Here is a 26,353-nt window from a genome sequence, read left to right on the forward strand (position 1 = left end):
AGAGGAGATACAGATATGATGCGGTCATTATTTTCCGGCGTTTCCGGAATGCAGAATCACCAAACAAGAATGGATGTTATCGGTAACAATATTGCAAACGTAAACACGACCGGTTTTAAGCGCGGACGGGTTAATTTTCAGGATTTGATTTCTCAGCAGTTGAGCGGCGCTTCCCGTCCGAACGAAGAAGTCGGCGGTGTGAACCCGAAAGAAGTCGGCCTCGGTGTTATGGTTGCGAGTATCGACACCGTGCATACGCAGGGCGCTTTGCAGTCAACCGGTATCAATACCGATATCGCGGTGCAGGGAAACGGTTTCTTCGTACTCAAGTCGGGTGAAAAGAGCTTTTATACCCGCGCCGGAGCCTTCGGTGTCGATAAAGACGGTACGATGGTGAACCCCGCAAACGGTATGCGTGTTCAGGGCTGGATGGCGCAGGAAGTAGACGGTACCCGCCTTATCAACACCTCCGCACAGACGGAAGACCTCATTATCCCAATCGGGCAGAAGATCGACGCCCGTGCGACTACCTCGGTGAACTACGCCTGTAATCTCGACAAGCGGCTTCCGGAATTACCCGAAAACGCGAACCGCGCACAAGTGTTGGAATCGACATGGACAACCGAGTTCAAAGTATACGACACTTTCGGCGAAACCCACGAACTGAATTTAAGTTTTTCGCGCGTTCCGGGCACTCAAAACCAGTGGCTCGCGACGGTCAATGTTGACCCTGAAAATGCGGAAGCAACGGCAACGCGCACGGGTGTCGGCACCACCGAAGGAACCGGCAACACGTTTACCGTTACCTTCGACAACTACGGACACCTTGCTTCGGTTACCGATACGGCAGGAAATGCCTCCGCTGAAGCAGGGCAAGTACTCGTGCAGGTTTCCTATAACGTTCCCGGTGCAACAGCCGGTGAAGACGGCGCTCCTGTCCGCCATACCTTCGATATTAACCTAGGAGAGATCGGTACTTCACGCAATACAATTACCCAATTCGCAGAACGCAGCACCACTAAAGCTTACGAACAGGACGGATACGCGATGGGCTATCTTGAAAACTTCAAGATTGATCAGAGCGGTATTATCACCGGTGTGTACTCCAACGGAGTAAGCAATGAGATCGGTCAGCTTGCAATGGCGGGCTTTGCAAACCAAGGCGGTTTGGAAAAGGCCGGTGAAAATACCTATATTCAGTCGAATAACTCCGGTATTGCGAACATTACCACTTCGGGCGTTATGGGAAAGGGCAAGCTGATTGCCGGTACCCTCGAAATGAGTAATGTCGATTTAACCGATCAGTTTACCGATATGATTATTACGCAGCGCGGGTTCCAAGCAGGGGCAAAAACTATTCAAACTTCGGATACAATGCTTGAAACCGTATTGAATTTGAAGCGGTAATAAGGTAATATGAAGGATACATTATGGTAAAGGTTACGCGGCTTAACGGTACACAGTATTGGATAAATCCTCATCAGATTGAAACGATAGACTGTAATCCCGATGTAACGTTGCACATGCTATCGGGCAAAAGTTTTGTGATAAAAGAAACGCCCGACGCGCTGATCGACGCTATTGTCGCGTACCGCAGATGTATCGGTATCTTTAAAAACGAAATGTAAGGGAGCTGTCTTAAGTTATGGATATAGCATCATTTATAGGTATATTCGGCGGTATCGCTGTCGTTATGTTCGGCGCTTTTATGGGAAGCTCGCTCGGCGGACTTATCGACGTTCCTTCGATGTTCATCACGATCGGCGGTTCGTATATGTGTTTGTTCTTAACCTATCCGCTTTCTTACGTTATCGGTATTTTCAAGGTTATGGGCAGGGTGTTCAAAGTTGCCGACTATAAAGAGAAAGAAATGGTACAAAAACTCGTCGCCTTGTCCGAAAAAAGCCGCCGTACCGGTCTTTTGGCTCTGGAAGAAGAAATTCAGGATTTTGAAGATGATTTTCTTCGCACCGGACTGCGCAATGTTATCGACGGTATCGACGGAGCTGCCATTCGTGTGTCGATGGAAAATGAATTGACACAGATGGAAGAGCGGCACAATAAATGGATTTCATTAGTAAACGCATGGGCGACACTGGCGCCCGGCTTCGGAATGTTGGGAACGGTTATCGGTCTTATCGGTATGTTGTTGAACATCGAAGATAAGAGTTCGTTAGGTCCGAACATGGCAGTTGCGTTGGTTACGACGTTTTACGGTTCTATGATGGCAAACTGGCTGCTCATTCCTATCGCTTCCAAACTTTCATACCAGAATAATCTGGAAGTACGCTCAAAGGAAATGATTATCGAAGGAATCCTTGGTATTCAATCGGGCGATCACCCGCGTATCCTTGCACAGCGATTGCTGACGTATCTTGATCCTAAAGACCGAAAGGTTTTGGAAGCTGAACTGATAAGGGATTAGTTCATGGCACGGAAAAAGAAAGGCGCAAATGCGCCCGGTAGCGGATGGCTGACAACGTATGGCGATATGGTTACGCTGATGCTCTGTTTCTTCGTTATGTTGTACGAGCCGAGCGAAGTAGATATAACCCGCTTACAGGCGTTATCGGCATCTATCAGCGGCGATCCTACCGGCGGTTCCATCTCGTTGTCGGCTGGTAAACTTGCCGACCTCGGCAATACTATCAGTTCAATGCCGTCTATGGAAAAAGGAAAATTGCTCGGAACCGCCTTAAAAAAGGCTGTGTCGATTTTTGCACCTGAAATAAAGACCACTAAGCTTGCTGTTACCAGCGATGAACGCGGTGTTGTTATTTCGCTTGCAGCTGATGCCTTTTTTGCACGAAACAGTGCGGAATTGAATATCGAAGAAAGCCGCGAAACATTATTGAAAATTGCGCAGTTTTTATCCGATAAAGAATTAGCGGCTCGACGTTTCCGTATCGAAGGACATACGGATTCAAGCGATGCGCTTGCGGGAAAGTGGACAAGCAACTGGGAACTGTCAGCTGCCCGCGCAATCAACGTATTGCATAATTTGACTGACTTCGGTGTACAGGAAGATAAGTTTTCCATTGCCGGCTATGCAGATACTCGTCCTGTCTATTCCAACGAGACTGCAGAAGGGCGCGCATATAATAGACGGGTTGATATTATCATTTTGGATGATGCACATTTTTAGTGCTTCCCTAAAGATTTACTTGAAGAGAGAGGAGTAACCACAATGGCTGACGAGCATACAAATTTGACTGATGAACACGGAATGGATGAAAACATCGGTGTCGATAATCCGGTAAAAGCTAAAAAAGCGGGGCTTATTCCGACGCTTCTGAAATACATTGCCATCGTACTCGCTGCTTTGATTTTTATCGTGACGGTTGTCGTTATTACGGTTAATCTGATGTCAAAGCGGGGACAGTCCCAGTCCGAATATCCTATTGCGGAGGAATACCGCGACTCGCGTGAAATGCTGCAATATTATTCTGCGATCGGTGCGGTAAAGACATTTACTAAAGATGTTACGCCGGGTACCGTTGTGGTTAACGTCGAGCTTGGATACCCGCAGAACGATAAGACAACTTCGCAGGAACTGACAGCACGGTTGGTTGAGTTGAAGGATTTTCTTCGCGGTTATTTCCAAAGTAAGACGATTGCGGAACTGAAACAGGAAGAGAAGATTAAAATCGAAATCCGTAATCAAATCAATGACAATATACTATCAAAGTCGAAGATAAAAGCGGTTGCTTTTACTCAATATGATATTATAGAACAATAGGGATTGTATGACTGAAGTATTATCGCAGGACGAAATAGACCAGCTTCTCACTGCAATCAGCTCGGGGGATACCGAAGCGGAAGAGTTTAGACCGGTTAATGATACGCGTAAAATCAAAATTTACGATTTTAAACGGCCGGATAAATTCTCTAAGGAGCAGATGCGTACCGTTTCAATTATGCACGAAACCTTTGCGCGTTTGACTACCACCGCTCTTTCTGCTCAGCTGCGGAGTATGGCGCACGTACACGTTGCCTCTGTCGATCAGCTGACGTATGAAGAGTTTATCCGTTCAATCCCTACGCCGACCACGCTGGCCGTAATTAACATGGATCCGCTGAAAGGGAATGCCGTTTTGGAAATAGACCCTTCCGTTACCTTCTCTATCATCGACCGTCTTTTCGGCGGTACGGGACAAGGTACGATGGTGCAGCGGGAATTAACCGACATCGAAGCCTCCGTTATGGAAGGGGTTATCGTTCGTATCTTGGCGAATATGCGCGAGGCATGGACGCAGGTTATCGATTTACGTCCCCGCTTGGGACAGATTGAAACAAACCCGCAGTTTGCGCAGATTGTACCTCCTTCCGAAATGGTTGTTTTGGTTACGCTTGAAACAAAAGTCGGCGAAGAAGAAGGAATGATGAACTTCTGTATTCCCTATATCACGATAGAACCGATTATTTCAAAACTTTCCAGCCAGTTCTGGTTCTCGTCGGTGCGCAGAAGTTCAACAACTCAGTACATGGGCGTACTGAAAGAAAAGCTGTCTACGGTAGATATGGATGTCGTCGCCGAAGTAGGTTCGCTAAAACTGCCGGTACGGGATGTACTCAATCTTCGTGCGGGTGATGTGGTACGGCTTACCGATACAAGGGTAGGGCATCCGTTTACGCTGAGCGTCGGCAGCAGAAAGAAATTCTGGTGTCAGCCCGGCGTTGTGGGAAATAAAGTTGCCGTACAGATATTGGAAAAGATTGAGGATATCAATCAGGATGAATTTGAAGAGCTAAGTGCTGATCAGGAGGAATTATATGAGTGATGGGTCCATTTCTCAGAATGAAATAGATGCGTTGTTGTCGGGTATGGGCGGTTCTACCGGCGCGCCTACAGACGGAGCGCTTACACCGGCACGTCAAGAAGCATTACAGAAGTTTTTTGACGGGAATGTTCCCGCACTCTCCGCAAATCTGGATTCGATGACAGGTAAAACCGTATCGATATCTAATCCTGTTGTCGAGCTGAGTAACCGTGAAGCCTTTTTGCAGAAAGTGCCGGATATGGCAGTTGCCGTTACCATTGATTTTGACGGTGCGCTGACGGGTGATCACTTGTTTGTGTTGGCTCCCGAATTTGCGGAAAAGCTGGTAAGCCTCGTAAATAATGAAGAAAGTGTTACGATTGACGACATGGCTCTTTCCGTTATCAGTGAGACTATTGCACAATATGTTGGAAAGGAAATCAGTGCATTTGACGGTGAAGATATTAAAGGCGTTACCAATATGCCGGCCGAAGCTCATCATGTGCCTAAGGCAATGGTACGGCTTTCGCAGGACTTTGCACTTTTAACATATTCGGTTACAATTGACGATACAGCCTTCAATTTATGGGAGATTATCGCAAAAAAGACGGCAGAGCAAATTGCCGATAAATTGAATAAAACGGAGAGCGCTTCGCAGGTAACACCTGTGCAGCCTATTTCGCCGCAACCTGCTCCTGAGCAAGGAAGTACAATGGGGGCAATGAATATGCCGATGAACGGAATGAATGGAATGCCGCAGATGGGGCAGCAACCGATGGGTATGGGAATGCAAATGCAGGGCGGAGCGCCGGTTCAAGGCGGAATGGTGATGCCTGGTATGAACCCGAATGTACAATCTGTGCAATTCTCTCCTCTTCTAAACGGAGTAACTGAATCGGAACAGGGAAATATCGGGTTGATTATGGACGTGTTCATGGAAATGACCGTCGAACTCGGACGTACCCGCAAGATGATTAAAGAAATTTTAAGCATGGGTGAAGGGCATATTATCGAATTGGATAAGCTTGCCGGTGAACCGGTGGATATATTAGTTAATCATAAACCGATTGCAAAAGGGGAAGTTGTCGTTATCGATGAAAATTTCGGCGTCCGTGTTACTGAAATTTTGTCACCGGCTGAACGTATTACCGATACATAGCTATACAAAGAGCCGGAGCTTTTAGAAGTATCCTTTTGCGGTACGGAGAGCGTAACCGGCTTACCGGTTGCTTCTAAGAGACGGCTTAAGCGGATATTGGGTGGGGGAATATGTCTAAAGACACATGTAGAATAATAGTATTCTCTTTTCTTTTGATATGCGGTGCGCTGTGTGCGTTTGCAGATAACGGAACAGCAGCAGAAGCCGGTAATCCGGCTGTCTCTCAGATATCACCTGCAGAGACTAATATTGTGTTACAGACGGATGAATCGGCATTGCCGGTACAAGATGTACCTGCACCTCGATCTTCAAGAAGTTCAACTTTTTTTCTGTTGTTTCAACTGATCATATCATTAGCGGTTGTGTGTGTGCTTATTTACGGAGTGCTGTATTTTATCCGGCGTTCAAAGCAATTTACCGCCGCAGATGATCCTTTCTTAAAGAATGTTGCCAATTTACCGCTTGCACCTAATAAAACCCTCTATATTGTAACTCTTATTGATAAAGCATACTTAATCGGCGCATCGGATGCTTCGTTGTCGCTGATTGCAGAAATCACCGATAAAGAGCTCATCGATGCGATGAACCTGCACGCGGCGCAAACGCCCGGTCCGAAGCAGAACTTCAGCTCATTGCTGCATACCTTTTTCCCTGCGGCAAAACCAAAAGAAACCGATGCGAATCCCTTCGACTCGTTTTTAGCCAAGCAGCGGGGGCGTCTGCAAAACTCAGGCGCGGCGCAGGAAAGCAGGACTCCGCAAGAGACGGAAACCGGCGGCGCAGAACAGCGTTGGCAGGAAACGAATAGCGGTAATGCAGAGTATATCCGTGAAAGACCTGATAACGGCGCGGGGAGGGGAGGCCGATGAAAAAGCTTGCACTGTGTATTGTGTGCATTTGCCTGTTTTGTATCCCTGCAGCGCTGTCCGCGCAGAGCAATACCGCGGCATCGCAGACCGGACGCACCGAAATAGACGCCACTCGTCAGGCAACCCGTATTCCTTTTGTCAATCTGAATATCCGTGAACCTCAAAATAATCGGGAAGTAGCGTTTTCCATTCAGCTGCTTCTGTTAATAACGCTGATTACCCTTGCACCAAGTATTTTCCTTTTGATGACGTCGTTCTTGCGGCTCAGTATTGCGCTCGACTTTATTAAGCGCGCGCTTTCGCTGCAGCAGGTGCCGCCGACGCAGGTGCTCAACGGTATTGCGCTTTTTTTGACGATTTTTATCATGTGGCCGACCTTTACGGAAATATACAATAAATCGTTTAAACCGATGGCGGACGGACAAATCAATATCGAAACCGCCTATACCGAGGCGGAAAAACCGTTGCGTCTTTTTATGTATAAGCAGATGGCGCATGATCCCTCTCATATCAGGCTCTGTATGTCGCTTGCCCGTATGGATAAGCCCAATACACTCGCCGACGTTCCTACGCATGTGTTAATCCCTGCATTTATCCTGCACGAACTGACTGTCGCTTTCCAGATAGGTATCTTCCTCTATCTGCCCTTTATCATTATCGACATGGTTGTCGCGAGTATCCTGATGTCGATGGGTATGATTATGTTGCCGCCGGTACAGATTTCGATGCCGTTTAAGCTGATCTTATTCGTACTGGTTGATGGCTGGAATTTATTGGTCGGTCAGCTCTTTCAGTCGTTCTTGTAGAAGAGCCGGTACCTCTAAAAATATGATCCATGTTTTTGGAGGTGCCCATTTATAAAACAAAGGAGGAGTGTAAATAAAAGCCGTACAAATAGCACGGCTTTTATTTACCCAAGTTTGCTCAAGTGCAAACTTGTATATTATATGCACGTTCTCACTTCGTTGCGAATGTGCGTAAAAAGTCAATCGAAAGTTGATACTTTCTTCTTGACTTTTTATGGGAGGAAAAACGATGAGTATCGGGATGATTGTCAATCTCTTGCGCGAGGGCATTTTTCAGGTATTTATATTAGCCGCTCCCGTTTTGCTGGCTGCATTGGTTGTCGGTTTAATTGTGGCGATTTTTCAGGCGACTACCTCCATTCAGGAACAGACGCTCACCTTTGTGCCGAAGATTTTGACGATTTTGGGTATGCTTGCGCTTTTAGGCGGCTGGATGTTCAGTGTATTGCGGGATTATACCGTTCGCCTTTTCGACATTATTCCTCAGCTGGTGCAAGGTTAGGTAACTTATAGGCGGCGCGAGTAATGGATCCTAACCCCTTCTCCTTTTTACTGGTTAAAGCTCCTCTCTTTTTTTTGGTATGCGTGCGGATATTCGCGATGATTTCCACGACGCCGCTCCTTTCGACGAGGGCGGTGCCGCGTATTGCAAAAATTTCGCTGGCGGGCTTAATCGGCTTTTTGGTGATGCCTGTCGCCTACGGTTCTCCATTGGATGTGCAGGGATTTAATTTTGACTATGCGCTGCTGGTTGTCGGCGAAGCGCTGCTCGGAGTGCTGACGGGCTTTTTTATCAGCATCATCTTTGCCTCGTTCAGCACGGCAGGGCAGTTTTTTTCGTATCAGATGGGGTTCGGCGTGTCGGAAGTGTATGATGCGCTTGCTCAAATTGAGAACCCGTTGATGGGACAATTCTTAAATTTTATCGCCGTGCTGATCTTTTTGCAGATTAAGGGATTCCAAACGCTGTTTTTAAGCGGTGTACTCCGCAGCTTTCAGTCGATCAACTGTTTTATGTTTCTGGAGAAACGGGAACTGTTAGCCTCATTCTTTATAACAAACCTCAGCGGTCTTTTCTTAAACGCAATGATGATTGCGATGCCGGTTATGGGTACACTCTTTTTAGTGCATATTTCAATGGGGCTGCTGTCAAAGGCTGCTCCTCAGATGAACCTTTTATCGGAAGGCTTCCCGATAACTATTTTGCTCACCTTCTTCCTCTTGACCGTTTTGCTGCCGTTTATGGCGAATTTCTTTGTGCGGATTATGGAAAACGGATTTGCGGCCTTTGAAAGCCTGCTTATCCGCGTCGGCGGGGGTATCTAGCATGCGGAAGTTTGTGATAGAAGCTGCAAGCGAATATAATGAGCGGCATTTTTTCATCGATTTGCAGTGGTTTGCTGCAGAGGATGAAGGACGTACCGAAGACCCAACCGACTATAAAATACGCAAAGCTCGCGAAGAAGGCCGTGTGGCAAAAAGTCAGGATATCAACGCTGCATTGGTACTGCTGTTCCCCGCCGGCGCCCTGATCTTCCTTTCTTCCTTTTTTTTGGAAGAGTGTATGGAAATTCTGCGCTTCTTTTTTTTGCGGAGCACACAGGCTGATATTCGAAGCGGTATGTGGTTCGGAATCTTTGTGCAATATTTTTTAAAGCTCGCCCTTCCGCTTGCGCTTATTGCAATGCTTGCAGGTGTGATTGCCAATATCATTCAAAATAACGGATTTTTATTTTCTACCAAGCCTATTCAGCCTCAATTCAATAAGATTGTCCCCGACTTTATACGTTTTTTTAAACGTGCACTTTTTTCTACTGAAGGTTTATTCAATTTTGCAAAGTCGTTGACGAAAGTTGTCATGTTGGTATTTGTTGCCTTTTTGGTGATACGGGCAAATCTTCCTCATTTTGTTGAGCTGCTGACGGTGAGTTTTCCGCAGGCGATCTTTTTTATTGCAGGACTTGCGGCAAAATTACTTGCAACCGCTGCCTTGCTGCTTTTGATTCTTGCAATTCCCGATTACTTTTTCCAGCGTAAGCAATTTATCGATTCGCTAAAGATGACGAAGCAGGAAATAAAAGAAGAATATAAAGAGTTGGAAGGCGATCCGCAGGTTAAGGGGCGAATTAGGCAGCAAATGCAGGCGATTCTTTCCCAAAATGCCATCCGCAATGTGCCTAAGGCCGATGTGGTTATTACGAACCCGACGCACTTTGCCATTGCAATGCAGTGGGATTCAAAAACGATGGCGGCGCCGATGGTGCTTGCAAAAGGTGCCGATGCAATGGCACAGCGGATAAAGGCGATCGCTCGTGAGCATAATATTCCATTAATAGAAAACAAACCGCTTGCCCGTGCACTCTATGCGAAAGTTCAAATCGGTGATATAATTCCTGAGGAATATTATCGGGCGCTTTCGTTAGTATTTGCAGAAGTATATACCCTCAACAACAAAAAACAGGAATTCTATAGAAGATAATTATGGCCGCAAAAAAGTACAATATCGATATCGCAGTTGCATTTACCGTCATTCTCATGGTGCTGATGTTTATTATACCGCTCCCCACCGTGCTCCTTGATTTTTTTATGGCGCTGAACCTCACGTTCAGTTTGGTCGTATTATTGATTGTATTGTTCACTGCACGCGCTACCGACTTTTCGGTTTTTCCTTCATTGCTGTTGCTCAGTACCATCTTCGGATTGGTATTGAACGTGTCGTCTACTCGTCTTATCCTTTCCAAAGGGGAAGCATTTGACGGTGCGATGATACGGGCGTTCAGCTCGTTTGTTATCGGCGCATCGGGTAGTCAAGGTCTCGTTATAGGGTTTGTCATCTTTATCATCCTTATTGCGGTGCAGGCCTTTGTTATTACGAAAGGCGCCAAGCGGGTCGCCGAGGTTTCAGCCCGTTTTAAACTCGACTCTCATCCGACAAAGAGTATGTCCATCGATGCCGAATACAATGCCGGTATTATTACCGATGAAGAAGCCCGGCAGAAAAAAGAACAGCTGCAACGGGAAGATGACTTTTACGGCGCGATGGACGGCGCAAACCAGTTTGTGTCCGGTAACGTAAAAGTCGGTATTTTTATTACGGTTATCAATATTATTGCCGGTTTGATTATCGGGATGGTGTTCCGAACCGAATCTTTCTCTAATGCGCTGCGCACCTACACGACGTTGAGTATTGGGGACGGGTTGCTTGCGCAGCTGCCTTCGCTCTTTTTGTCGGTAGCGACCGGTTTACTGGTTACCCGTATGATCGACGAAGGCTCATTCGGGCAGGATATTAAAAAGCAGTTTTCCCAAATCGGGTGGATTTACTTTGTTGCTGCCGGTACGCTTGCTATTATGGGAGTGCTTCCCGGCTTTCCCCATGTTGTGTTATTTATTATCGCGTTTGTGTTGGCCTTTGTCGGGTGGAGAATCATCAAGGAAGAACAGACATTTAAGGCCGGTAAAGAAAAGCAGGCTGCACAAAAACAGGCTGGGCAGCAACAGCGCGCTGGAAGCGGAGGAGAGCCTGGGGCACCGGGAGAAATTGCTCCCATTGTGCCGCTTGATCCTTTGTCGCTGGAGCTCGGCTACGCGCTGATTCCGCTTGTCGATAAGGACAAGGGTGCGGAACTGCTTGAGCGTATTACACGCATTCGGCGGGAAGCTGCGCTCGACCTCGGTTTGGTTGCCCCGCGTATCCGTATTATCGACAATATGCGGCTTGAACCGAGCGAATATTGTTTTAAGATTAGGGGCGTAGAAGTGGCGCGGGGAAAAATCCGTATGGGTTGGTACCTCGGTATAAATCCCGGCGGCGTTTCCGAAGAAATTCCCGGCGAGCGCACTGTCGATCCTACCTTTGGCTTACCTGCCGTATGGATATCCGAAGAGAATCGCGATCGTGCCGAGCGCGCCGGTTATACCGTGGTAGATCCTCCTGCGATTATCGCGACGCACCTCACTGAGGTGATTAAAAAGCATGCCGCCGAAATTCTCGGACGGCAGGAAGTGCAGGGGATTATGGATGCGCTGCGCAAGGATTATCCGGCGGTTATCGACGAAGCGGCAAAGGTATGCAGCCTCGGTGAGGTACAGAAAGTGCTGCAAGGGCTTTTGCGGGAACAGGTATCCATCCGCAATACAATCGTTATTTTGGAAACGCTTGCGGATTTCCGTCCGATTACCTCCGATGTTTCTCTACTTGTAGAAAAGGTTCGGCAGGCGCTCGGACGGCAGATATGTTTACAATATGCCGATGAAAATAAAACACTCCATGTGCTGACGGTCGAACCTGCACTTGCTCAAAAAATTGTTGAAAGCAGAATAGATACGGTAAACGGACCGATGGCGGCGCTGGAACCGTCCGAGCAGCGGATGTGGATACGATCGCTTATCCAAGCGGTTACAACGATGCAGAAAAACGGCTTCCTTCCTATTGTACTGGCGCCCGAAGCTTCCGCCCGTATTTTGATTAAAAATTCAACCGATAGGGAGATTCCTGATCTTGTGGTACTCTCCATCCCCGAAATTGCGAAGGACATACAGGTTGAAGTGATCGGTGAGATTAAGTTGGAACAGGATAAAAACTAATGGAACTTTTTGTTGAGCAAGATTCGACGTATGAAAAATGTCTGAGAAAAATTACAAAAAAGCATGGCGATGCCGTTACCATCTGGAGAAGAAAAGACGCGAAGATCAGTCGGCTGTTTGGGCTTTTGGAAAAAGATGTGGTGGAGATAACATTTACGATAAACGATACCTTACCTCAAAGACCGTCCTTACTTTCCGAACAGCAGACCCCGGTAAAACCGGCGCCCAGAGTTGCTCATATAAATAATCTCAACGATGAAGAAGAGCGGCGGAAAATTGTAACGCGATATGCAAATAAGAATCCTGCGGCGGCGGATGAACTGCGCCAATATGTTGATATGACTTCGAAAAAGAGTCCTGAAAAAAAGCCTGTGCCTACACCGGTGCAAGCACAATCTTTGGATAAACTGGCGGAAACGGTTGAACGACTTGTGACGGAAATGAAAAAACAGAACGCACCGCGGGTAGATGCCGAACATGAGCATATTGTTAAAATTCAAAAAATACTCGAAGAAAATGATTTTTCTCCTTCATATATCAAAAAGCTTTCTGCCCGTTTGAAGGATGAGCTAAGCTATACCGAAATTGAAAATTTTTTGACGGTGCAGAAAAAACTGTTTGAATTGCTTGCCGAATCGATCAAAATTAAACCTGCTGAGAGTCAACCTAAAACTCGAGTTGTGTTATTGGTTGGTCCTACAGGAGTTGGGAAAACAACAACGCTTGCGAAAATTGCCGTGCAGTATATCCGTAAAAATTCCGAACATCCCTTGCGCGTTAAAGTGATTACAATTGATAACTGGCGTATCGGGGCAGCGTATCAGATGAAGCGCTATTGTGAATTGATGGGAATTCCGTTGATGGTTGCGTCAAGTCCCGCAGAAGTACGCAAATATATGGCATTGTATCGCGAAGAAGCCGATGTTATTTGTATCGATACTATCGGTCGGAGTCCGAAAGACCGCGAAAAGATTTCGACCATGCAAAATTATTTTACCGAATTGGGGGATGATGCCGAAGTATATTTGACAGTATGCGCCGGAACGCGGATAAACGATATTCGCGAGATTATGAAAGAGTATGCGGTTTTTAAATACAAATCGCTAATCATCACAAAGTTTGATGAAACCTCATATATCGGTAATTTATTGAGTGTTATTTCGGAAACGAATATACCGATAACGTATATAACGGCGGGGCAGGAAGTTCCACAGGATTTTATGCTTGCCGATGTCGAAGTCTTTTTAAGGAAACTAAAAGGATTTTCAATCGATGACGAATATATCAATCAACTATGCAATAAAGATAGAGAGCAACTGCTTAAAGTTTCTGCTTTAAAGAAGCCCGAAACGCAATCAATTTGATAAAAGTTTAAAGTGTGGAGAAACGAATGGGTGATCAAGCTGACGGATTACGTCTTTTAATGAAAGAAATACATAAAACGGCTGACGCTATCGGCAGTAGTCAGGATACGGCGCAAAAGACTCGCATTATTGCCGTTACCAGCGGTAAGGGGGGCGTAGGCAAAACCAACGTCGCCACCAATATGGGAATTGCGTATGCTCAGATGGGAAAGAAAGTTATTGTGCTTGATGCCGATCTCGGACTCGCCAATGTCAACGTTATTATGAATGTTATTCCGCAGTACAATTTGTATCATGTTATTAAAAAGCAGAAGAAATTGTCGGAAATTATTATTGACACCGAATACGGTATTAAGCTGATTGTGGGCGCTTCCGGTTTTGCAAAGATTGCGAATATGGCGGAAGCGGAGCGCAATGAATTTATTAACGAAATGTATACGCTTTCCGATGTCGATATTATTATCATCGATACGAGCGCAGGGGTGTCTAAGAACGTACTGAGCTTTGTCGCTGCTGCCGATGAGGTAGTTATTATCACAACCTCCGAGCCGACTGCGATTACCGATGCCTACGGTATCATAAAGGTGATTGCAACGGAAGTCGATAACATGAACCTCAATCTTAAAATGATTATCAATAGGGTTGATTCGGCGGCAGAAGGCAAGCGAATTGCAGATCGGATGATCAACATTGCCGCACAGTTTTTAAATCTTAAAATTGAATATCTGGGCTTCATCTATAATGATCCTTTGGTAACAAAAGCTGTCCTCAAACAAAAACCTTTTATTATTGCAGAGCCCAACGGCAAAGCGGCAAGCTGTCTAAAGCACATTGTATCACGTATGGAAAAAACCGAAATTCCCGAAACCGGCGGCTTTGCAGGCTTTGTAAAAAAATTATTCGGACGCCGCTGGGAAACGGAATAGAAAAACCTCTAAAACATCAAGTCTATTGGTTTATTCGTGCGGAGGGTTTAATACCCCGACGCTTGCGTCGTAACAAAGGGTATTAAAGCCGACTGCAACCACCTTATAGAACACACAGTGCGAAACGTTGAGCAGTGTGCCCCGACGCTTGCGTCGGGGTTGTTGATTGATGGAGAGAATGCGTATATGACGATGACAGCGCGATTCAGGGCGGTATTTTTTGATAAAAATTTTCTAAGAACATTATTCACAATCGCTCTCCCGATTATGCTACAGAATTTTCTGAGCGCCTTTGTCAATATCCTCGATACGGTGATGATCGGTAAGCTCGGTACTATCGAGCTTGCGGCTGTCGGCTTGGGGAACCAACTCTTTTTTTTGCTCAACCTGATTCTATACGGTATCGGTTCCGGTAGCATGGTATTTACGGCACAGTTCTGGGGAAAAAAAGATTTTAAGGGCTTACAGAAAACGCTCGGTATTTCTATGCTGGTGTCCGTATTCTTCGCTGTTTTCTTTACGGTTTGCTGTGTGAGTATGCCGAAAGAAATACTATCGCTGTATACAAAGGATAGCGCCGTTATTGAAACCGGTGTGCAATATCTGAGGCTATCGGCATTGTGCTTTATTCCTTTTGCGATAAATTTTATGCTGATGATTACGCTGCGTTCCATCGAAAAGGTGAAAATTGCAGTCGGTGCGACACTGGTGTCTTTGGTTGTCAATACGACGCTGAACGCTGTTTTAATTTTCGGGTTATTCGGAGCTCCTGCACTAGGGGTTCGCGGGGCGGCTATCGCAACTGTTATTGCCCGCTTTGTTGAACTCTTTATTACTTTTACCGTAACAAAGTATCGGAAATATCCCGTTTTAGGAACGTTTAAAAGCCACTTTACTTTTGATGCTAAATTCTTAAAAGTGTACCTTGTAATCGTACTACCGGTATTGCTAAACGAAACCTTGTGGTCTTTCGGGATTACATTCCATCATAAAATTTTTGCAAGTATCAATACGTTTTCGTATGCCGCCTTTAATATTACCAATACTATTTCGCAGTTGACATGGGTTATCTTTATCGGCTTCGGTAATGGAGTGAGTGTTTTAATCGGAAAGAAAATAGGCGAAAAGCATGACAGTGATGCACGGCAATATGCTGCTAAAGTGCTGCTATTTATTCCGATTGTTGCGATATTTATCGGCGCGGCGCTTATCCCCATTTCGTATCTTGTTCCGTTTATCTTTAATGTGGAACCGATTGTATTGTCAACGGTTAAAAAGCTCTTTATCGTATTGGCCTGCTGTTATCCCCTCAAAGCCTGCAACATGTGTATTCTGATAGGGCTGGTGCGTGCGGGCGGCGATACCCGTTTCGGCATGATTTGCGATACCTTCATTATGTGGCTGATTGCAATTCCGCTTGCCTATTCCGTATCGATTCATACCGCGCTTCCGCCGTGGGTCGTCTATATGTGCCTCTTTAGTGAGGAGCCGCTCAAACTGCTGTTAGGGCTGTGGCGGATTAGATCCGGTAAATGGCTTCACTCTGTGACCGACTAACCATTCCTTTTGAAAATAACAAGGCATCTACTGCGTCGTACGGCAAAAAAGTGTCCTCAACGTATCAAAGATACGCCTGCGGTACTTTTTTGCCTATCTCCTTGTATCTACCTCGTTATTTTCAAAAGGCTTACGGAAGGGCAAACGCATCAGACGAGTAAATATAGATCGCAAAATCAGGAGATTGTTAAAAATATACTTTCCGTTAGCCTTTTGAAATAGCCTGTTAAAAAACGTACATCCGTGTACGTTTTTTAACGACAAGTTTTTCTTAGCGAAAAACTTGCTACTGCTTGCAACCACCGCCGTCCGTGGCGGTACTGATACGTTGAGGATATTCAGAAGCGGCACGGATGCCGCTGGTTCCATCAGAAGCGATGTTTCAGCGATGCTGAAACTCGCTGCCAAAAGTGTACAAGGATGTACACTTTTGGCAAGGTAACGCAGTAGATGTGCCGTATATTTCAAAAGGAGTCTGATGCGTTTACCGTGGATTGCTATATTTGCGTCGCTATGATATGCTTTAGCGTATGAAAGATATGCGCCGAACGGTTCTTGTTTTACTTTCCTTTTTTTTTATTGCAATTTCCGGTTTTACGGATCCGTTGACGGAGGGAATGTATACCCGTGAGCGGCTGATGCAGGTGTATCGCGACGAAATAGCGGAGGCTTCTTCACATGAAATAGCGGCGAACGAAGTTGGCGAATGGTATAACATTATCGAAACATCTCTTTTTATGCTGATACGCAGAACCGAACTCTTTCGCGGCACGATGCGCTTAATTATAACTGACCGGAAAAATGCCCGTTGTATGATGTATCCCGACGGGACATTTCTTGTAAGTACCGGTCTTTTGGATTATATCGATTCCGTTCTTTTCATGGATACCGCCGGTTCTGCGCGTAGGATACGGAATTTGAATAACGAGCGAGAGAATTTTTTTGCCCCTATCGCTGCAGTGTGTACGGCGCAGTTTGCGCTCAACTATTACAGTACCGCTAAGATCATCTCGCTTTCTCCTGAAAAATTATATACCGCCGACATCATGGCAAGCGTATTACTTAATGTTGCCGGTTATCCTCAGGGGTTATTGGAAGCATGGCTTAATCGGTTGGCTTCACTTTACGCTGATACGGAAACGGCAAAAGTCTTCGCATCATTTGCAACCGGCTCCATAAAACCTGCTGTACGGTTTGAGCAGTTAAACAGTAACGGAGATGATATTACGCATCTGTACGAAGAAATTTCAGGGGTACTATTTGCACTTCAGAATCGCAGAGGAACCGCCGATGCGCGTACTGTGTTGGGTAATTTACTGCAACTCTTTCCGCAGAGCCTTTATATCAATCGTCTGAATGCTCTCGTTTCTCATCAAGCATGGCTAAGCAGTCTTGATAAGCGGGATACGGAGATGGCTACTATTCTTCCTGCTGCAGTGTATGATAATGCATCGGTGTTTGCGTTTTTTCAGTCGGCGGATTTCATGTTTGAAAATGATGACGATGAACAGTCCGATTACGTTTCAAAGACAATGCCGACACGGAGTAACAGCGCTGTATACGAGCAGGCAAAAAAAGCATATAGCGATTATCTTACTATGATATACGAGGCGGGAATCGCATCGGGGTATGCGTATCTACTCGCTTCGTCTCCGCTGACTCATGAACGGAATGCAGTACTCAGCATTGCAGAACAGGCTGATCTCTTTCATACGAGTGCTGATGATAAAACAGCGCGGGCAAACTATGCTGCGCTGTTGTCTCTACTAAGAAAAGACTATACAAAGGCGCAACAGCTGCTGGCTGATTGTCTCTCTTCATCTGTTCGAAAAACAACCGGTAAAGTGTTGTTTGTAACGACGGGATTTCCTGCCGATGAACGGCTAATCCGCTGCAATTATTTCCGTATCCTAAAAAAATTAAACAATAAAACAGGCGCTGCAAAAGAAAGGCAATGGCTTGCCGATATCTTAAAAGAACCTGAAGCGGTTACTCCGATTGTGCTCCGCAATGTGTCTGTCGGCGATACGGTTGATAAACTGTTGAGTGCGTGGAATAGACCGTCTGCAATTATCTACAATTATTACAACGAACGCTGGCTGTATCGACTGCTTAATACCGAAGTTATCATACGCTCTAAAGACGGGGACGGAGCGGTACTGCAGATGAGTGTCGGTTTTCCGTCATCGTTAACGCTCTTTAATGATATACGCACCGGCGACTCTCGTGATGGTTTTGAAAAAGTGTGCGGAAAAGCGGTGTACCGCAGCTGCGATGCACTGATGTATCACCGGCAAGGAAATCTTCTACAGGTGGTATACGGTAATAACAAAATACGGAACATCACTATTCGGAATATAAATGAAAAAAGGTAATCTCGTTCTCTATAAAAATCAGCCTGCGCTCATTACCGATGTACAGGCTGATAAATTTGAAATTGCGTTGGAATCCGGTTCAAAGAAAGTACGCGAAAAAGACATTGTGCTGCTCCATAGCGGAGAATGCCGGAGCATTAAGGCGGCGCTTGATGCCGAAGTTCCCGCTGCGGATTTTGGCGAAGCTGCGGATTTCTTTGAAGGAGAAACGCCGTCTTTCACCGAGCTTGCGGAGCTGCTATGGGGAACGTACACGGCGGAGCAAAGCTGGCAGTTGTGGCAAGCTCTGTGTCGTTCGCCCTATTTTATTTGTACTTCGCCTACGGATCCGATCGGTATTCGCACGCAAGCGGAAATAGAGCGGCTTAATCAAAAGCAGACGGAGAAAGCGCAGGCCGAAAAACTGCGGCAGGATTTTATCGCAGCCCTTCGCGCCTGTATGCAGGGAAAGCCGTTTACAGAAAGTAAAGAATTATATACGCCGTTTTTTCAAGAGCTTGAGGCGCTCGCCTTGGGGAGTTCTTCCGCTTCCAAAATATTAAAAGATGCAAAGATGGAGCAAACTCCCGAACAGGCGCACGAGATTCTGTTAAAAACGGGTTTTTGGCCTATCGAAAAAAATCCCTATCCTGCACGCTTCGGCCATTCGCTTCATTCATCTAAGGCGGATATCCCCGCGCCTGTGTTTCCGTCCGATCCGTTCGATTTAACGGCAATCCCTGCGTATGCAATCGATAATCCCGGCAGTACCGATCCCGACGATGCGGTTTCTTTTGACGGAACATACTTGTGGATTCACATTGCAAACCCTGCCGACACCATTCAGGCGGATACGCAAAGCGATGCCGATGCCTGTGCTCGCGGCGCAACACTATATACACCTGAGGGGGCAGCTCGAATGCTCGGCGAAAAAGCGGTTGACTATTTTGCCCTCGGGCTAAAACCCGTATCTTATGCGCTTTCTTTTAAGCTGCTCCTCGGTAGTGACGGTGCAATCGAAGAGGTTTCAATCCACCGTACCAAACTTTCGGTTATTAGGATGACGTACGAAGAAGCTGATGCGCAAAAGGATTCACCCGCGTTAGCTCCGTTTTTTGCCATTGCAGAGAAAAACCGCATCAGACGGGAAAATGCAGGCGCCGTATCCATCGATTTTCCCGAAGTGTCTATTACGCTGGCGGAGCAGGACGGCATAAAACGGGTGCGGGTGCAGCCCATTGGTCAGACTGAAGCGTCTGCAATGATTAAAGAGATGATGCTGCTTGCAGGGGAAGCTGCCGCCCGTTTTGCCTTTCAGCACAGCATTCCGTTTCAGTACATCAGTCAGGAGGCGCCCGAACTGCCGAATAAGCTGCCGTCCGGCCTTGCAGGGGAATACCGGAAGCGGCGCGCCATGCGCCCGCGCAGCGTGGGTACCATTCCTTCGATGCACGCTGCGCTCGGGCTTGCTATGTACGGACAGGTAACAAGCCCGCTCCGCCGCTACGGGGACTTGGTCAGTCATCGCCAGCTGTTAAACTATATTGACGGTAAACCGCTGACGCCTGCGGCAGAGTTCATCCTTAAAATAGCGGCGGGGGACGTCGCAGGGCGCGCCTGTGTTTCTGCGGAACGGGCATCCCGTCAGCATTGGACGCTCGTGTATCTGCTGCAAAATCCGGATTGGCGGGGGACGGCGGTTGTGCTTGAGGCAATGGGCAAAAAGGCTCATATCTTTATTCCGTCGCTTGGATATGAAGGCGACATAACGCTTGATGCCGAACCGGAACTCAATCAGGAACTGACCGTAAAGGTGCGCCGCATCCGTCTTGCCTATCTGCAAGCCTCGTTTGAACAGGTGTAAGCTTTATTACACGTTCAACAATACTTTCTCAGGTTTCTCTGAAACTGCTCCTTGAGGATACCCGATAATTCCATCCCGCAACCTTCCCAAAATTATAAAAGGCAGGTATACTAAAGAAGATAATCAGGGTAACCCCCTAAGGAGTATAGGTATGGCGATGCAAAAACAGTATGCCCGTGAACTGATGCGGTTTATCGATCAAAGCCCGTCGGTGTATCATGTGATTGAAAATGCCGGTAAAAAGCTCGAAGCGGTCGGCTTTACCCGTCTTGACCTTTCGGATGCTTTCGATTTAAAGCCCGCAGGAAAATACTTTGTAACCGCAAATGGCAGCGCTCTTATCGCATGGCAGATGAGCCGCGGGAAGAAAGCGCGCGGATTTAAGCTTGTCGGCAGCCATAGCGACTCCCCCTGTTTGCGGATAAAGCCGCATCCCGAAGTAACGGTGCAAGATCATTACCTCAAGCTGAATACCGAAGTATACGGCGGGGCAATTCTTTCAACATGGTTTGATCGCCCGCTTTCCGCAGCGGGACGTGTAGTTGTGCGGACGGATGATCCGCTTGCGCCTCAAGAGATGCTGTTCTCGTTTAAAGGTTCGCCGCTTATCATACCGAACCTCGCTATCCACATGAATCGCGAAGTAAACGACGGGTATAAAATTGAACGTCAAAAAGATGTGCTGCCCTTGCTCGGTATCATCAATAAAAAGTTTGAAAAGGACGGATATCTTATTTCACTGATATCTAAACAGCTGCATGTTCCGGTGAGCACAATCCTCGACTTTGACCTCTATTTGTATGATACGCAGCCCGGAAGTTTTTGCGGTCTTTCCGATGAATTTTTTTCGACGGGAAAAATCGACAACCTCGGTATGGCCTATGCATCCCTCGATGCGCTGATTGCGCAAGATGCTCCGTTAGACTATGTAAAAGCCGCCTGTATCTTTGATAACGAAGAAGTCGGCTCGGAAACGATGCAGGGCGCCGGTAGCCCGTTCTTTGCGGATACGCTCAAGCGAATTACGATTGCCCAGTGTGAAGCAGGTGAGCAGTGGTTTGAACTGTTCCAGCAGCAGTTGAGCAGGTCTTTCCTTATTTCCGCCGATCAGGCGCACGCTTTCCATCCCAATTATCCCGAAAAAAACGATATTACCAACTTCCCGCTTGTAAACGGCGGACCGGTGGTAAAACTTGCCGCTTCGATGAGCTATGCGAGCGACGGTATTTCGGCGGGGATATTTAAAGATCTCTGTGCAAGGGCCGGCGTTCCATGCCAAAACTTTGTCAACCGTTCCGATATAAAAGGCGGTTCAACCATTGGACCGATTACGACGACAAACTTGCGGATTAAGACGGTCGATATCGGGAACCCCATCTTGTCGATGCATTCCATTCGCGAGCTGGGCGGCGTTGCGGATCAAGCGTATATCACGCAGGTGTTTAATCAGTATTATAAAGAGTAATAAGGCATCTCTAAAACTCGGTTGGATTTGCTTCGCATCCTTCGGGAACGTCTAAGGGGATGTTCGAAAAAGTAACGGCTTTTGAAGCACCCCTTATACGGTGCTCCTTAAGATATATGCTAAAAATGCCGAAATTACAAGAGAAAGGGGCTTTTGTGCGCGTTTATGCCGAATTTAAATGAAATTACTAAGTTTAGAGAAGATCTGAAAAAGATTGCTCATGAAGATGGAGTAACTGCTCGGTGGGGCGAGCGAGTCTATGATGAACTCCCTCTGCCGAATCAGGAAGAGGTTCCCGATATTGATCTCGATGCCTTACTGCCTGCAACGGAGCCGGAGCAAACCGCTGCTGCTGATGATGCCGTTGACAAATCTTCCGAGTCTATGCCCGCATCGCAACAGGCTGCCGAATCGGTTCCCGATATGTTCGATACGGTGCCGGTTACGGATGCTCCCGACATATCGATGGATACCCCTTTTCCCACCGATTTCGGCGATAATGGCATCGACGATACAGGCTCTCTTGCGCCTTCCGGTGCAGATGATTCGGTCGATACCGAATCTCCTCAAGCCGAGGAACCGAGCGCCAAGCCCGACGAACCCGAAGTGGTAACCGGAGATGCGTATCCCGTTGACGAAGAAGGAATGCCGGATACCTCAGACATGGATACGTTCCTTTCTTCATTTGATTTTGACAATCTTTCCGGAGATGATTCAGATGCTTCCGATATCGCCGAATCTACGGCTACCGATGAACCATCAACGGAGCGTGATGATCCGTTTAATTTTGACGATATGCTTTCTTCCTTTGATTTTGCGCCCGAACCGATAAAAGCAAATGAATCTACGCCGGCTGATGATACGATTGATGATGATACGATTCCGGAAGATGTGGAAACGTTAGATGAAAGTGATGAAGTTCCGGCTGATGAAGATATGCTTCAAGAAGAGCGTACCATCCCTGATATTACTATTCCCGACATTGATTTATCGGCTTTTGATTCCTCTTCTGATGATGCTTCAAGCAATCCTGATGTTTCCGGCGATTTGGATGAAGTGGATGATCATTCTCATTTTGATGTTCCTGATATGGATGATGATGAAGAAACCGCTCAATTTCCGGTATCCGATGAAACCACCCAGTCCAATACCTCAGCAGCTTCCACTGTCAATGAGGATGAAAGCGGCAGTACTACGGAAGAATCCGATAGTTTGGACAATATGGATGAACTTTCACTCTTTTCCGAAAATAGGGATGATCCTCCAGCCGAATCGGCGGATGACGGAGCGGATGCGTCGTCATTTGAGTTTAGCATGGATACTCCGAGTACCGAACCTATCAGTATTCCGCCGATTGCCATTCCACCGATTGCCGGTACTGATGTCGGTTTTGACGGAATCGGTATGCCGGAGCACATAACCGATACCTTTTTTAACCAGCCGGAGGGCGATAGCGGGGATCAAAGCGGTTTTTCTTTGGAAGAAAATCCGCTTGACAGCGATATAACGGAAGTAGCTGACGATCAATTCAATCTTCCTGATAACTTTAAAGATTTTTCGGCTGATGCTCACTCGCAGATGTTCGATTCCGTTATTGCCAAGAGTACCGGTTCTTCGGATGGCGGCGAAGCGTTAACAATATCGGATGATGATTATTTTAATTTTTTAAACAAGCTTGAAACCTTCCCGTTTAATGTGCAGCTTGCTATTCAGGACTATATCGCCAATGGCGACGACCGACCTGAAAATAAGATGAATTTTATCCGCTTTGTACTGGAAAAAGATTCTCTTAAAAAAGTTGTCAATAAGCTCGAAAAGATAATCAATAGATCGATTCCTATTCCACGCGGATTTCAACGGAAGACGGTTGAAGAGTATGAACGGGAAAAACAGACCTTTAAATATTGGTTTATGCATCGGTTCTTGCCTGTTGCCGTTATGTCTGCCATTGCGCTTATTCTGGTATTTTGTATTTCAGTCTTATCATGGCAGTTTATTTATAAACCGATACGCTCGGAAGCCTTTTATAAGACCGGCTATTCCTATCTGGAAAACGGGCAGTATGAAACTGCAATAGAAAAATTTAATCGGGCAGGTGATTATAAGCGAAAGAAAAAATGGTATTTTTCGTATGCTCGTGCGTTTAGAGCGAAAAAACAATTTACCGCTGCGGAAAAAATGTATCTCCGCCTCATTTACGACTTTGCGAACGATAAGCAGGGCGGCTTGGAATACGCCGATATGTTGAGTACCGATCTGCGTAATTACGAAAAAGCTGAAGCGGTTTTGCGTCGTCGCGTACTCGATCATTATGTCAATGATAAGGATGGAATGCTCGCTCTCGGCGATGTGTTTATGAATTGGGCCGATGAAGATCCTGAAAAGTACGACGAGGCGGTAAAGGTTTACAGCCGACTAATCGAGCTATACGGTGAAAGCGATACCTTCCTTGTACGGATGATGCGCTATTTTATCCGCACGGATAATCTGGCGGAAGTGCTGAATCTCAAAGATCATTTCTCTTCCCGCATAACGAAAATCGGCGCGGAAAATCTCACTGAATTGAGCGGTTACTTGCTCGAAAAACGGTATAATCCTAAACCGCTCGATTCGGAAAAACTCCGCTCAAAAATCGACGATGTGCGTATGCTGTTGGAAAAAGCCGTGCAGACAGATAAAACGATGCCGGAAGCGTATTATAATTTAGGCCGCTTTTTTATCTACAATAATAAGCAGGACGGTGCAATAGAAAATTTGACCGAATCGATTAAGCTGTTTAAAACCGCCGCCCCGATGACCGCACGGCGTACCGGTAATTATGTCGATGCAATGCGCCTATTGGGAGAGCAGTTGGTAGATCAGAAAAAATACCTTGAAGCCCAAACCCTTTATGCTGACGCGCTAAATATATACCGCGAATATACAGCCTTTAAACCGCTGCCGCCGAACAAAGCTATCGGAAAGCTCTATGCGGATTACGGCGACATCGACTACTTTATCTCATATAATTTTGATTCGGCGCTTGACAGCTATCAAAATGCGGTAAAAGAACTGTATAACACGCCATCGGTGAATTACCGAATCGGCTATATACACTATCAACAGGAAAATTACCGGCAGGCAATAGAAGCAATGAGTCATGCGTATGCAGAAAAAGCACACGATAAGAATTTGCTGTACGGATTTGGAAATGCGTTCTTTAAGCGTGGCGATTATTTTGCTGCTTTGGCTGCGTATGAAGAGCTTTTAGGCTTGCTGAATGCACAGCGTGCGCGGAAAGAACAAGCATTGTCCAATACTCGCCCTGACGATGTTGCGTTTATTGAGCGTTATATGCATACGGCTAATAATTTGGGCGCAACGCTGAGCAGATTGTCCGAGCGAACGGGCGACTCTCAGAAGAACGGACGTGCGCTTGCACTGTATGCGGAATCTACCCGTGCGTGGGATGCTTTAACCAGAAATCCTCAGACGATGATCCGTGCAAAATCGGTCGGCTTGGCCTATTTGAATACCCAAAATATGCTGAATACAAAGAGTTCGTATCAATCAGAGATTTATACCGATATACCGATGATACTCGAAAACGAGAGAGCGCTGGAACAAAAAGAGGATAAATAGTCTATGGATACCGAGATTTTAAAGTATGTTACAGCCGATACGGCAAACGGTATTACGGGCGTATTATGCACAATTATCGAAGCGCATGGATCTTCTCCGCGAGAAGCCGGAACGTCGATGTGGGTAACTGCGGAAGCTGTCCGCGGCACGGTAGGCGGTGGTATTTCCGAACATGAAGTGATCAAAAAAGCACGTGAAATGCTGAAAACAGGCGATGCTACCTGTATCATAAAGAAAAATCTTACAGCAGAGGAAGGGCTTGCCTGCGGAGGTTCAATCCAAGTGTATCTTGAAAAGATAGGGAATGACCCTGAACTATTTATCTTCGGCGGCGGACACGTCGGCCGCGCGCTTGCAAAAGTTGCTGCCTTTATCGGATTTCGCGTTACCGTCTGGGATGACCGTGCCGATTGTATTACGGAAGATTTGTTTCCGACGGCGCGGCGGCTTTGTTGTCCCTTGGAGCAGCTGTTTTCCAAAGAAGACGTATTGCCATCTCACACCGTTCTACAGTTTCACGAGAACGTATATTGCGTTGCGGTAACTCGCGGGCACCGCTGCGATGCGGATGTACTGCGGTACCTGTATGGTAAAAAACTTGCCTATATCGGTATGATCGGCTCATTTGAAAAAAATGCTGCGGTGGTAAAGCTGCTTGCCGATGAAGGCATCAGCAAAGAGTACCTCGATTCCATCTATAAACCGATCGGGCTGCCCATCAGGGCAGAAACCCCTGAAGAAATTGCGGTTTCCATCGCCGCCGAGCTTATTGCTGTGGAGCACCACGGAAATCCTGCACTACTCCGCAGCGGCTACGCCGATTCCCGCCACGGATAAGCTTTTGGGAGGATATTTTGCCGGATACAACCGTATCGCAAGCATTATGAATACATGTGATATGCGTAGATAAAAGGATTCAGTTATCCCCTCACTATTTCCCATGACCAATTAATTACTTATCCGCTTACACGCGCACCCTTGAACGATAACCGAAAAATAACTAAAATATTTACTTATTGCA

The 26,353-nt window shown here is 46.5% G+C and carries 21 protein-coding genes; all 21 read left to right on the forward strand.

Annotated elements, in window-relative coordinates; all coding sequences use genetic code 11:
- The first annotated feature begins 15 nt into the window (after positions 1 to 15).
- Positions 16 to 1,407 carry a flagellar hook protein FlgE gene (gene flgE / locus HGH47_RS00790; protein WP_016523500.1) on the forward strand — a complete coding sequence of 464 codons (1,392 nt, stop codon included), beginning with the start codon at positions 16 to 18 and terminating at the stop codon, positions 1,405 to 1,407.
- A gap of 23 nt (positions 1,408 to 1,430) precedes the next feature.
- Complete coding sequence (locus HGH47_RS00795) at positions 1,431 to 1,628, forward strand: flagellar FlbD family protein (RefSeq protein ID WP_016523501.1); 198 nt, start codon at positions 1,431 to 1,433, stop codon at positions 1,626 to 1,628.
- Positions 1,629 to 1,645: 17 nt separating this feature from the next.
- A complete protein-coding gene (locus HGH47_RS00800) occupies positions 1,646 to 2,425 on the forward strand; it encodes a motility protein A (RefSeq protein ID WP_212565170.1) in 780 nt (259 codons plus the stop codon).
- 3 nt (positions 2,426 to 2,428) lie between these two features.
- The gene (gene motB / locus HGH47_RS00805) at positions 2,429 to 3,145 is read left to right on the forward strand and encodes a flagellar motor protein MotB (RefSeq protein ID WP_253675412.1); all 717 of its coding nucleotides are present in this window, start codon (positions 2,429 to 2,431) and stop codon (positions 3,143 to 3,145) included.
- Between the two features lie 42 nt (positions 3,146 to 3,187).
- Entirely contained in the window at positions 3,188 to 3,739 is a 552-nt protein-coding gene (locus tag HGH47_RS00810; protein ID WP_212565169.1) for a flagellar basal body-associated FliL family protein, read from the forward strand.
- Between the two features lie 7 nt (positions 3,740 to 3,746).
- On the forward strand, positions 3,747 to 4,781 hold the full coding sequence (fliM, locus tag HGH47_RS00815) for a flagellar motor switch protein FliM (protein ID WP_016523505.1): 1,035 nt from the start codon (positions 3,747 to 3,749) through the stop codon (positions 4,779 to 4,781).
- Positions 4,774 to 5,919: a flagellar motor switch protein FliN gene (gene fliN, locus HGH47_RS00820; protein WP_432909716.1), complete on the forward strand. Its 1,146-nt coding sequence runs from the start codon at positions 4,774 to 4,776 to the stop codon at positions 5,917 to 5,919. The genes fliM and fliN overlap by 8 nt, the downstream gene beginning before the upstream one ends.
- Positions 5,920 to 6,029: 110 nt before the next feature.
- Entirely contained in the window at positions 6,030 to 6,788 is a 759-nt protein-coding gene (locus tag HGH47_RS00825) for a FliO/MopB family protein (RefSeq protein WP_432909719.1), read from the forward strand.
- Entirely contained in the window at positions 6,785 to 7,594 is an 810-nt protein-coding gene (gene fliP / locus HGH47_RS00830) for a flagellar type III secretion system pore protein FliP (RefSeq protein WP_432909722.1), read from the forward strand. Before HGH47_RS00825 ends, fliP begins: the two co-directional genes overlap by 4 nt.
- Before the next feature lie 229 nt (positions 7,595 to 7,823).
- Entirely contained in the window at positions 7,824 to 8,096 is a 273-nt protein-coding gene (gene fliQ / locus HGH47_RS00835) for a flagellar biosynthesis protein FliQ (protein ID WP_162662842.1), read from the forward strand.
- A gap of 23 nt (positions 8,097 to 8,119) precedes the next feature.
- Positions 8,120 to 8,920, forward strand: a complete 801-nt coding sequence (fliR, locus tag HGH47_RS00840; protein ID WP_432909725.1) for a flagellar biosynthetic protein FliR — start codon at positions 8,120 to 8,122, stop codon at positions 8,918 to 8,920.
- A 1-nt stretch (position 8,921) separates the two neighbouring features.
- Positions 8,922 to 10,073: a flagellar biosynthesis protein FlhB gene (gene flhB, locus HGH47_RS00845; protein ID WP_432909728.1), complete on the forward strand. Its 1,152-nt coding sequence runs from the start codon at positions 8,922 to 8,924 to the stop codon at positions 10,071 to 10,073.
- A 2-nt stretch (positions 10,074 to 10,075) separates the two neighbouring features.
- A complete protein-coding gene (flhA, locus tag HGH47_RS00850) occupies positions 10,076 to 12,181 on the forward strand; it encodes a flagellar biosynthesis protein FlhA (RefSeq protein ID WP_432909731.1) in 2,106 nt (701 codons plus the stop codon).
- Positions 12,181 to 13,545, forward strand: coding sequence for a flagellar biosynthesis protein FlhF (flhF, locus tag HGH47_RS00855; RefSeq protein ID WP_212565163.1), 1,365 nt, complete (start codon positions 12,181 to 12,183; stop codon positions 13,543 to 13,545). Before flhA ends, flhF begins: the two co-directional genes overlap by 1 nt.
- 26 nt (positions 13,546 to 13,571) lie before the next feature.
- Complete coding sequence (locus HGH47_RS00860; RefSeq protein WP_212565162.1) at positions 13,572 to 14,471, forward strand: MinD/ParA family protein; 900 nt, start codon at positions 13,572 to 13,574, stop codon at positions 14,469 to 14,471.
- A gap of 186 nt (positions 14,472 to 14,657) precedes the next feature.
- The gene (locus HGH47_RS00865; protein WP_212565161.1) at positions 14,658 to 16,028 is read left to right on the forward strand and encodes an MATE family efflux transporter; all 1,371 of its coding nucleotides are present in this window, start codon (positions 14,658 to 14,660) and stop codon (positions 16,026 to 16,028) included.
- Positions 16,029 to 16,558: 530 nt separating this feature from the next.
- Entirely contained in the window at positions 16,559 to 18,403 is a 1,845-nt protein-coding gene (locus HGH47_RS00870) for a hypothetical protein (RefSeq protein WP_212565160.1), read from the forward strand.
- Entirely contained in the window at positions 18,390 to 20,246 is a 1,857-nt protein-coding gene (locus tag HGH47_RS00875; protein WP_432909738.1) for a ribonuclease catalytic domain-containing protein, read from the forward strand. The genes HGH47_RS00870 and HGH47_RS00875 overlap by 14 nt, the downstream gene beginning before the upstream one ends.
- 151 nt (positions 20,247 to 20,397) lie before the next feature.
- Entirely contained in the window at positions 20,398 to 21,711 is a 1,314-nt protein-coding gene (locus HGH47_RS00880) for a M18 family aminopeptidase (RefSeq protein ID WP_230974388.1), read from the forward strand.
- Positions 21,712 to 21,876: 165 nt separating this feature from the next.
- Positions 21,877 to 25,332 carry a periplasmic flagellar collar protein FlcA gene (gene flcA, locus HGH47_RS00885; RefSeq protein WP_212565158.1) on the forward strand — a complete coding sequence of 1,152 codons (3,456 nt, stop codon included), beginning with the start codon at positions 21,877 to 21,879 and terminating at the stop codon, positions 25,330 to 25,332.
- A 3-nt stretch (positions 25,333 to 25,335) separates the two neighbouring features.
- A complete protein-coding gene (locus tag HGH47_RS00890) occupies positions 25,336 to 26,169 on the forward strand; it encodes an XdhC family protein (protein WP_212565157.1) in 834 nt (277 codons plus the stop codon).
- The last annotated feature ends 184 nt before the right edge of the window (positions 26,170 to 26,353 follow it).

The sequence above is a fragment of the Treponema sp. OMZ 805 genome, from assembly GCF_050937395.1.
Lineage (GTDB): Bacteria > Spirochaetota > Spirochaetia > Treponematales > Treponemataceae > Treponema.

Bases quoted from the DNA above. Each gene is read 5' to 3' on its own strand.
- HGH47_RS00800 (WP_212565170.1), top strand. From the start codon at position 1,646: ATGGATATAGCATCATTTATAGGTATATTCGGCGGTATCGCTGTCGTT.
- fliM (WP_016523505.1), top strand. From the start codon at position 3,747: ATGACTGAAGTATTATCGCAGGACGAAATAGACCAGCTTCTCACTGCA.
- fliP (WP_432909722.1), top strand. From the start codon at position 6,785: ATGAAAAAGCTTGCACTGTGTATTGTGTGCATTTGCCTGTTTTGTATC.
- flgE (WP_016523500.1), top strand. From the start codon at position 16: ATGATGCGGTCATTATTTTCCGGCGTTTCCGGAATGCAGAATCACCAA.
- HGH47_RS00810 (WP_212565169.1), top strand. From the start codon at position 3,188: ATGGCTGACGAGCATACAAATTTGACTGATGAACACGGAATGGATGAA.
- flhB (WP_432909728.1), top strand. From the start codon at position 8,922: ATGCGGAAGTTTGTGATAGAAGCTGCAAGCGAATATAATGAGCGGCAT.
- flhA (WP_432909731.1), top strand. From the start codon at position 10,076: ATGGCCGCAAAAAAGTACAATATCGATATCGCAGTTGCATTTACCGTC.
- flhF (WP_212565163.1), top strand. From the start codon at position 12,181: ATGGAACTTTTTGTTGAGCAAGATTCGACGTATGAAAAATGTCTGAGA.
- HGH47_RS00880 (WP_230974388.1), top strand. From the start codon at position 20,398: ATGGCGATGCAAAAACAGTATGCCCGTGAACTGATGCGGTTTATCGAT.
- fliN (WP_432909716.1), top strand. From the start codon at position 4,774: ATGAGTGATGGGTCCATTTCTCAGAATGAAATAGATGCGTTGTTGTCG.
- fliQ (WP_162662842.1), top strand. From the start codon at position 7,824: ATGAGTATCGGGATGATTGTCAATCTCTTGCGCGAGGGCATTTTTCAG.
- flcA (WP_212565158.1), top strand. From the start codon at position 21,877: ATGCCGAATTTAAATGAAATTACTAAGTTTAGAGAAGATCTGAAAAAG.
- HGH47_RS00870 (WP_212565160.1), top strand. From the start codon at position 16,559: ATGAAAGATATGCGCCGAACGGTTCTTGTTTTACTTTCCTTTTTTTTT.
- HGH47_RS00825 (WP_432909719.1), top strand. From the start codon at position 6,030: ATGTCTAAAGACACATGTAGAATAATAGTATTCTCTTTTCTTTTGATA.
- HGH47_RS00795 (WP_016523501.1), top strand. From the start codon at position 1,431: ATGGTAAAGGTTACGCGGCTTAACGGTACACAGTATTGGATAAATCCT.
- HGH47_RS00890 (WP_212565157.1), top strand. From the start codon at position 25,336: ATGGATACCGAGATTTTAAAGTATGTTACAGCCGATACGGCAAACGGT.
- HGH47_RS00875 (WP_432909738.1), top strand. From the start codon at position 18,390: ATGAAAAAAGGTAATCTCGTTCTCTATAAAAATCAGCCTGCGCTCATT.
- HGH47_RS00865 (WP_212565161.1), top strand. From the start codon at position 14,658: ATGACGATGACAGCGCGATTCAGGGCGGTATTTTTTGATAAAAATTTT.
- fliR (WP_432909725.1), top strand. From the start codon at position 8,120: ATGGATCCTAACCCCTTCTCCTTTTTACTGGTTAAAGCTCCTCTCTTT.
- HGH47_RS00860 (WP_212565162.1), top strand. From the start codon at position 13,572: ATGGGTGATCAAGCTGACGGATTACGTCTTTTAATGAAAGAAATACAT.
- motB (WP_253675412.1), top strand. From the start codon at position 2,429: ATGGCACGGAAAAAGAAAGGCGCAAATGCGCCCGGTAGCGGATGGCTG.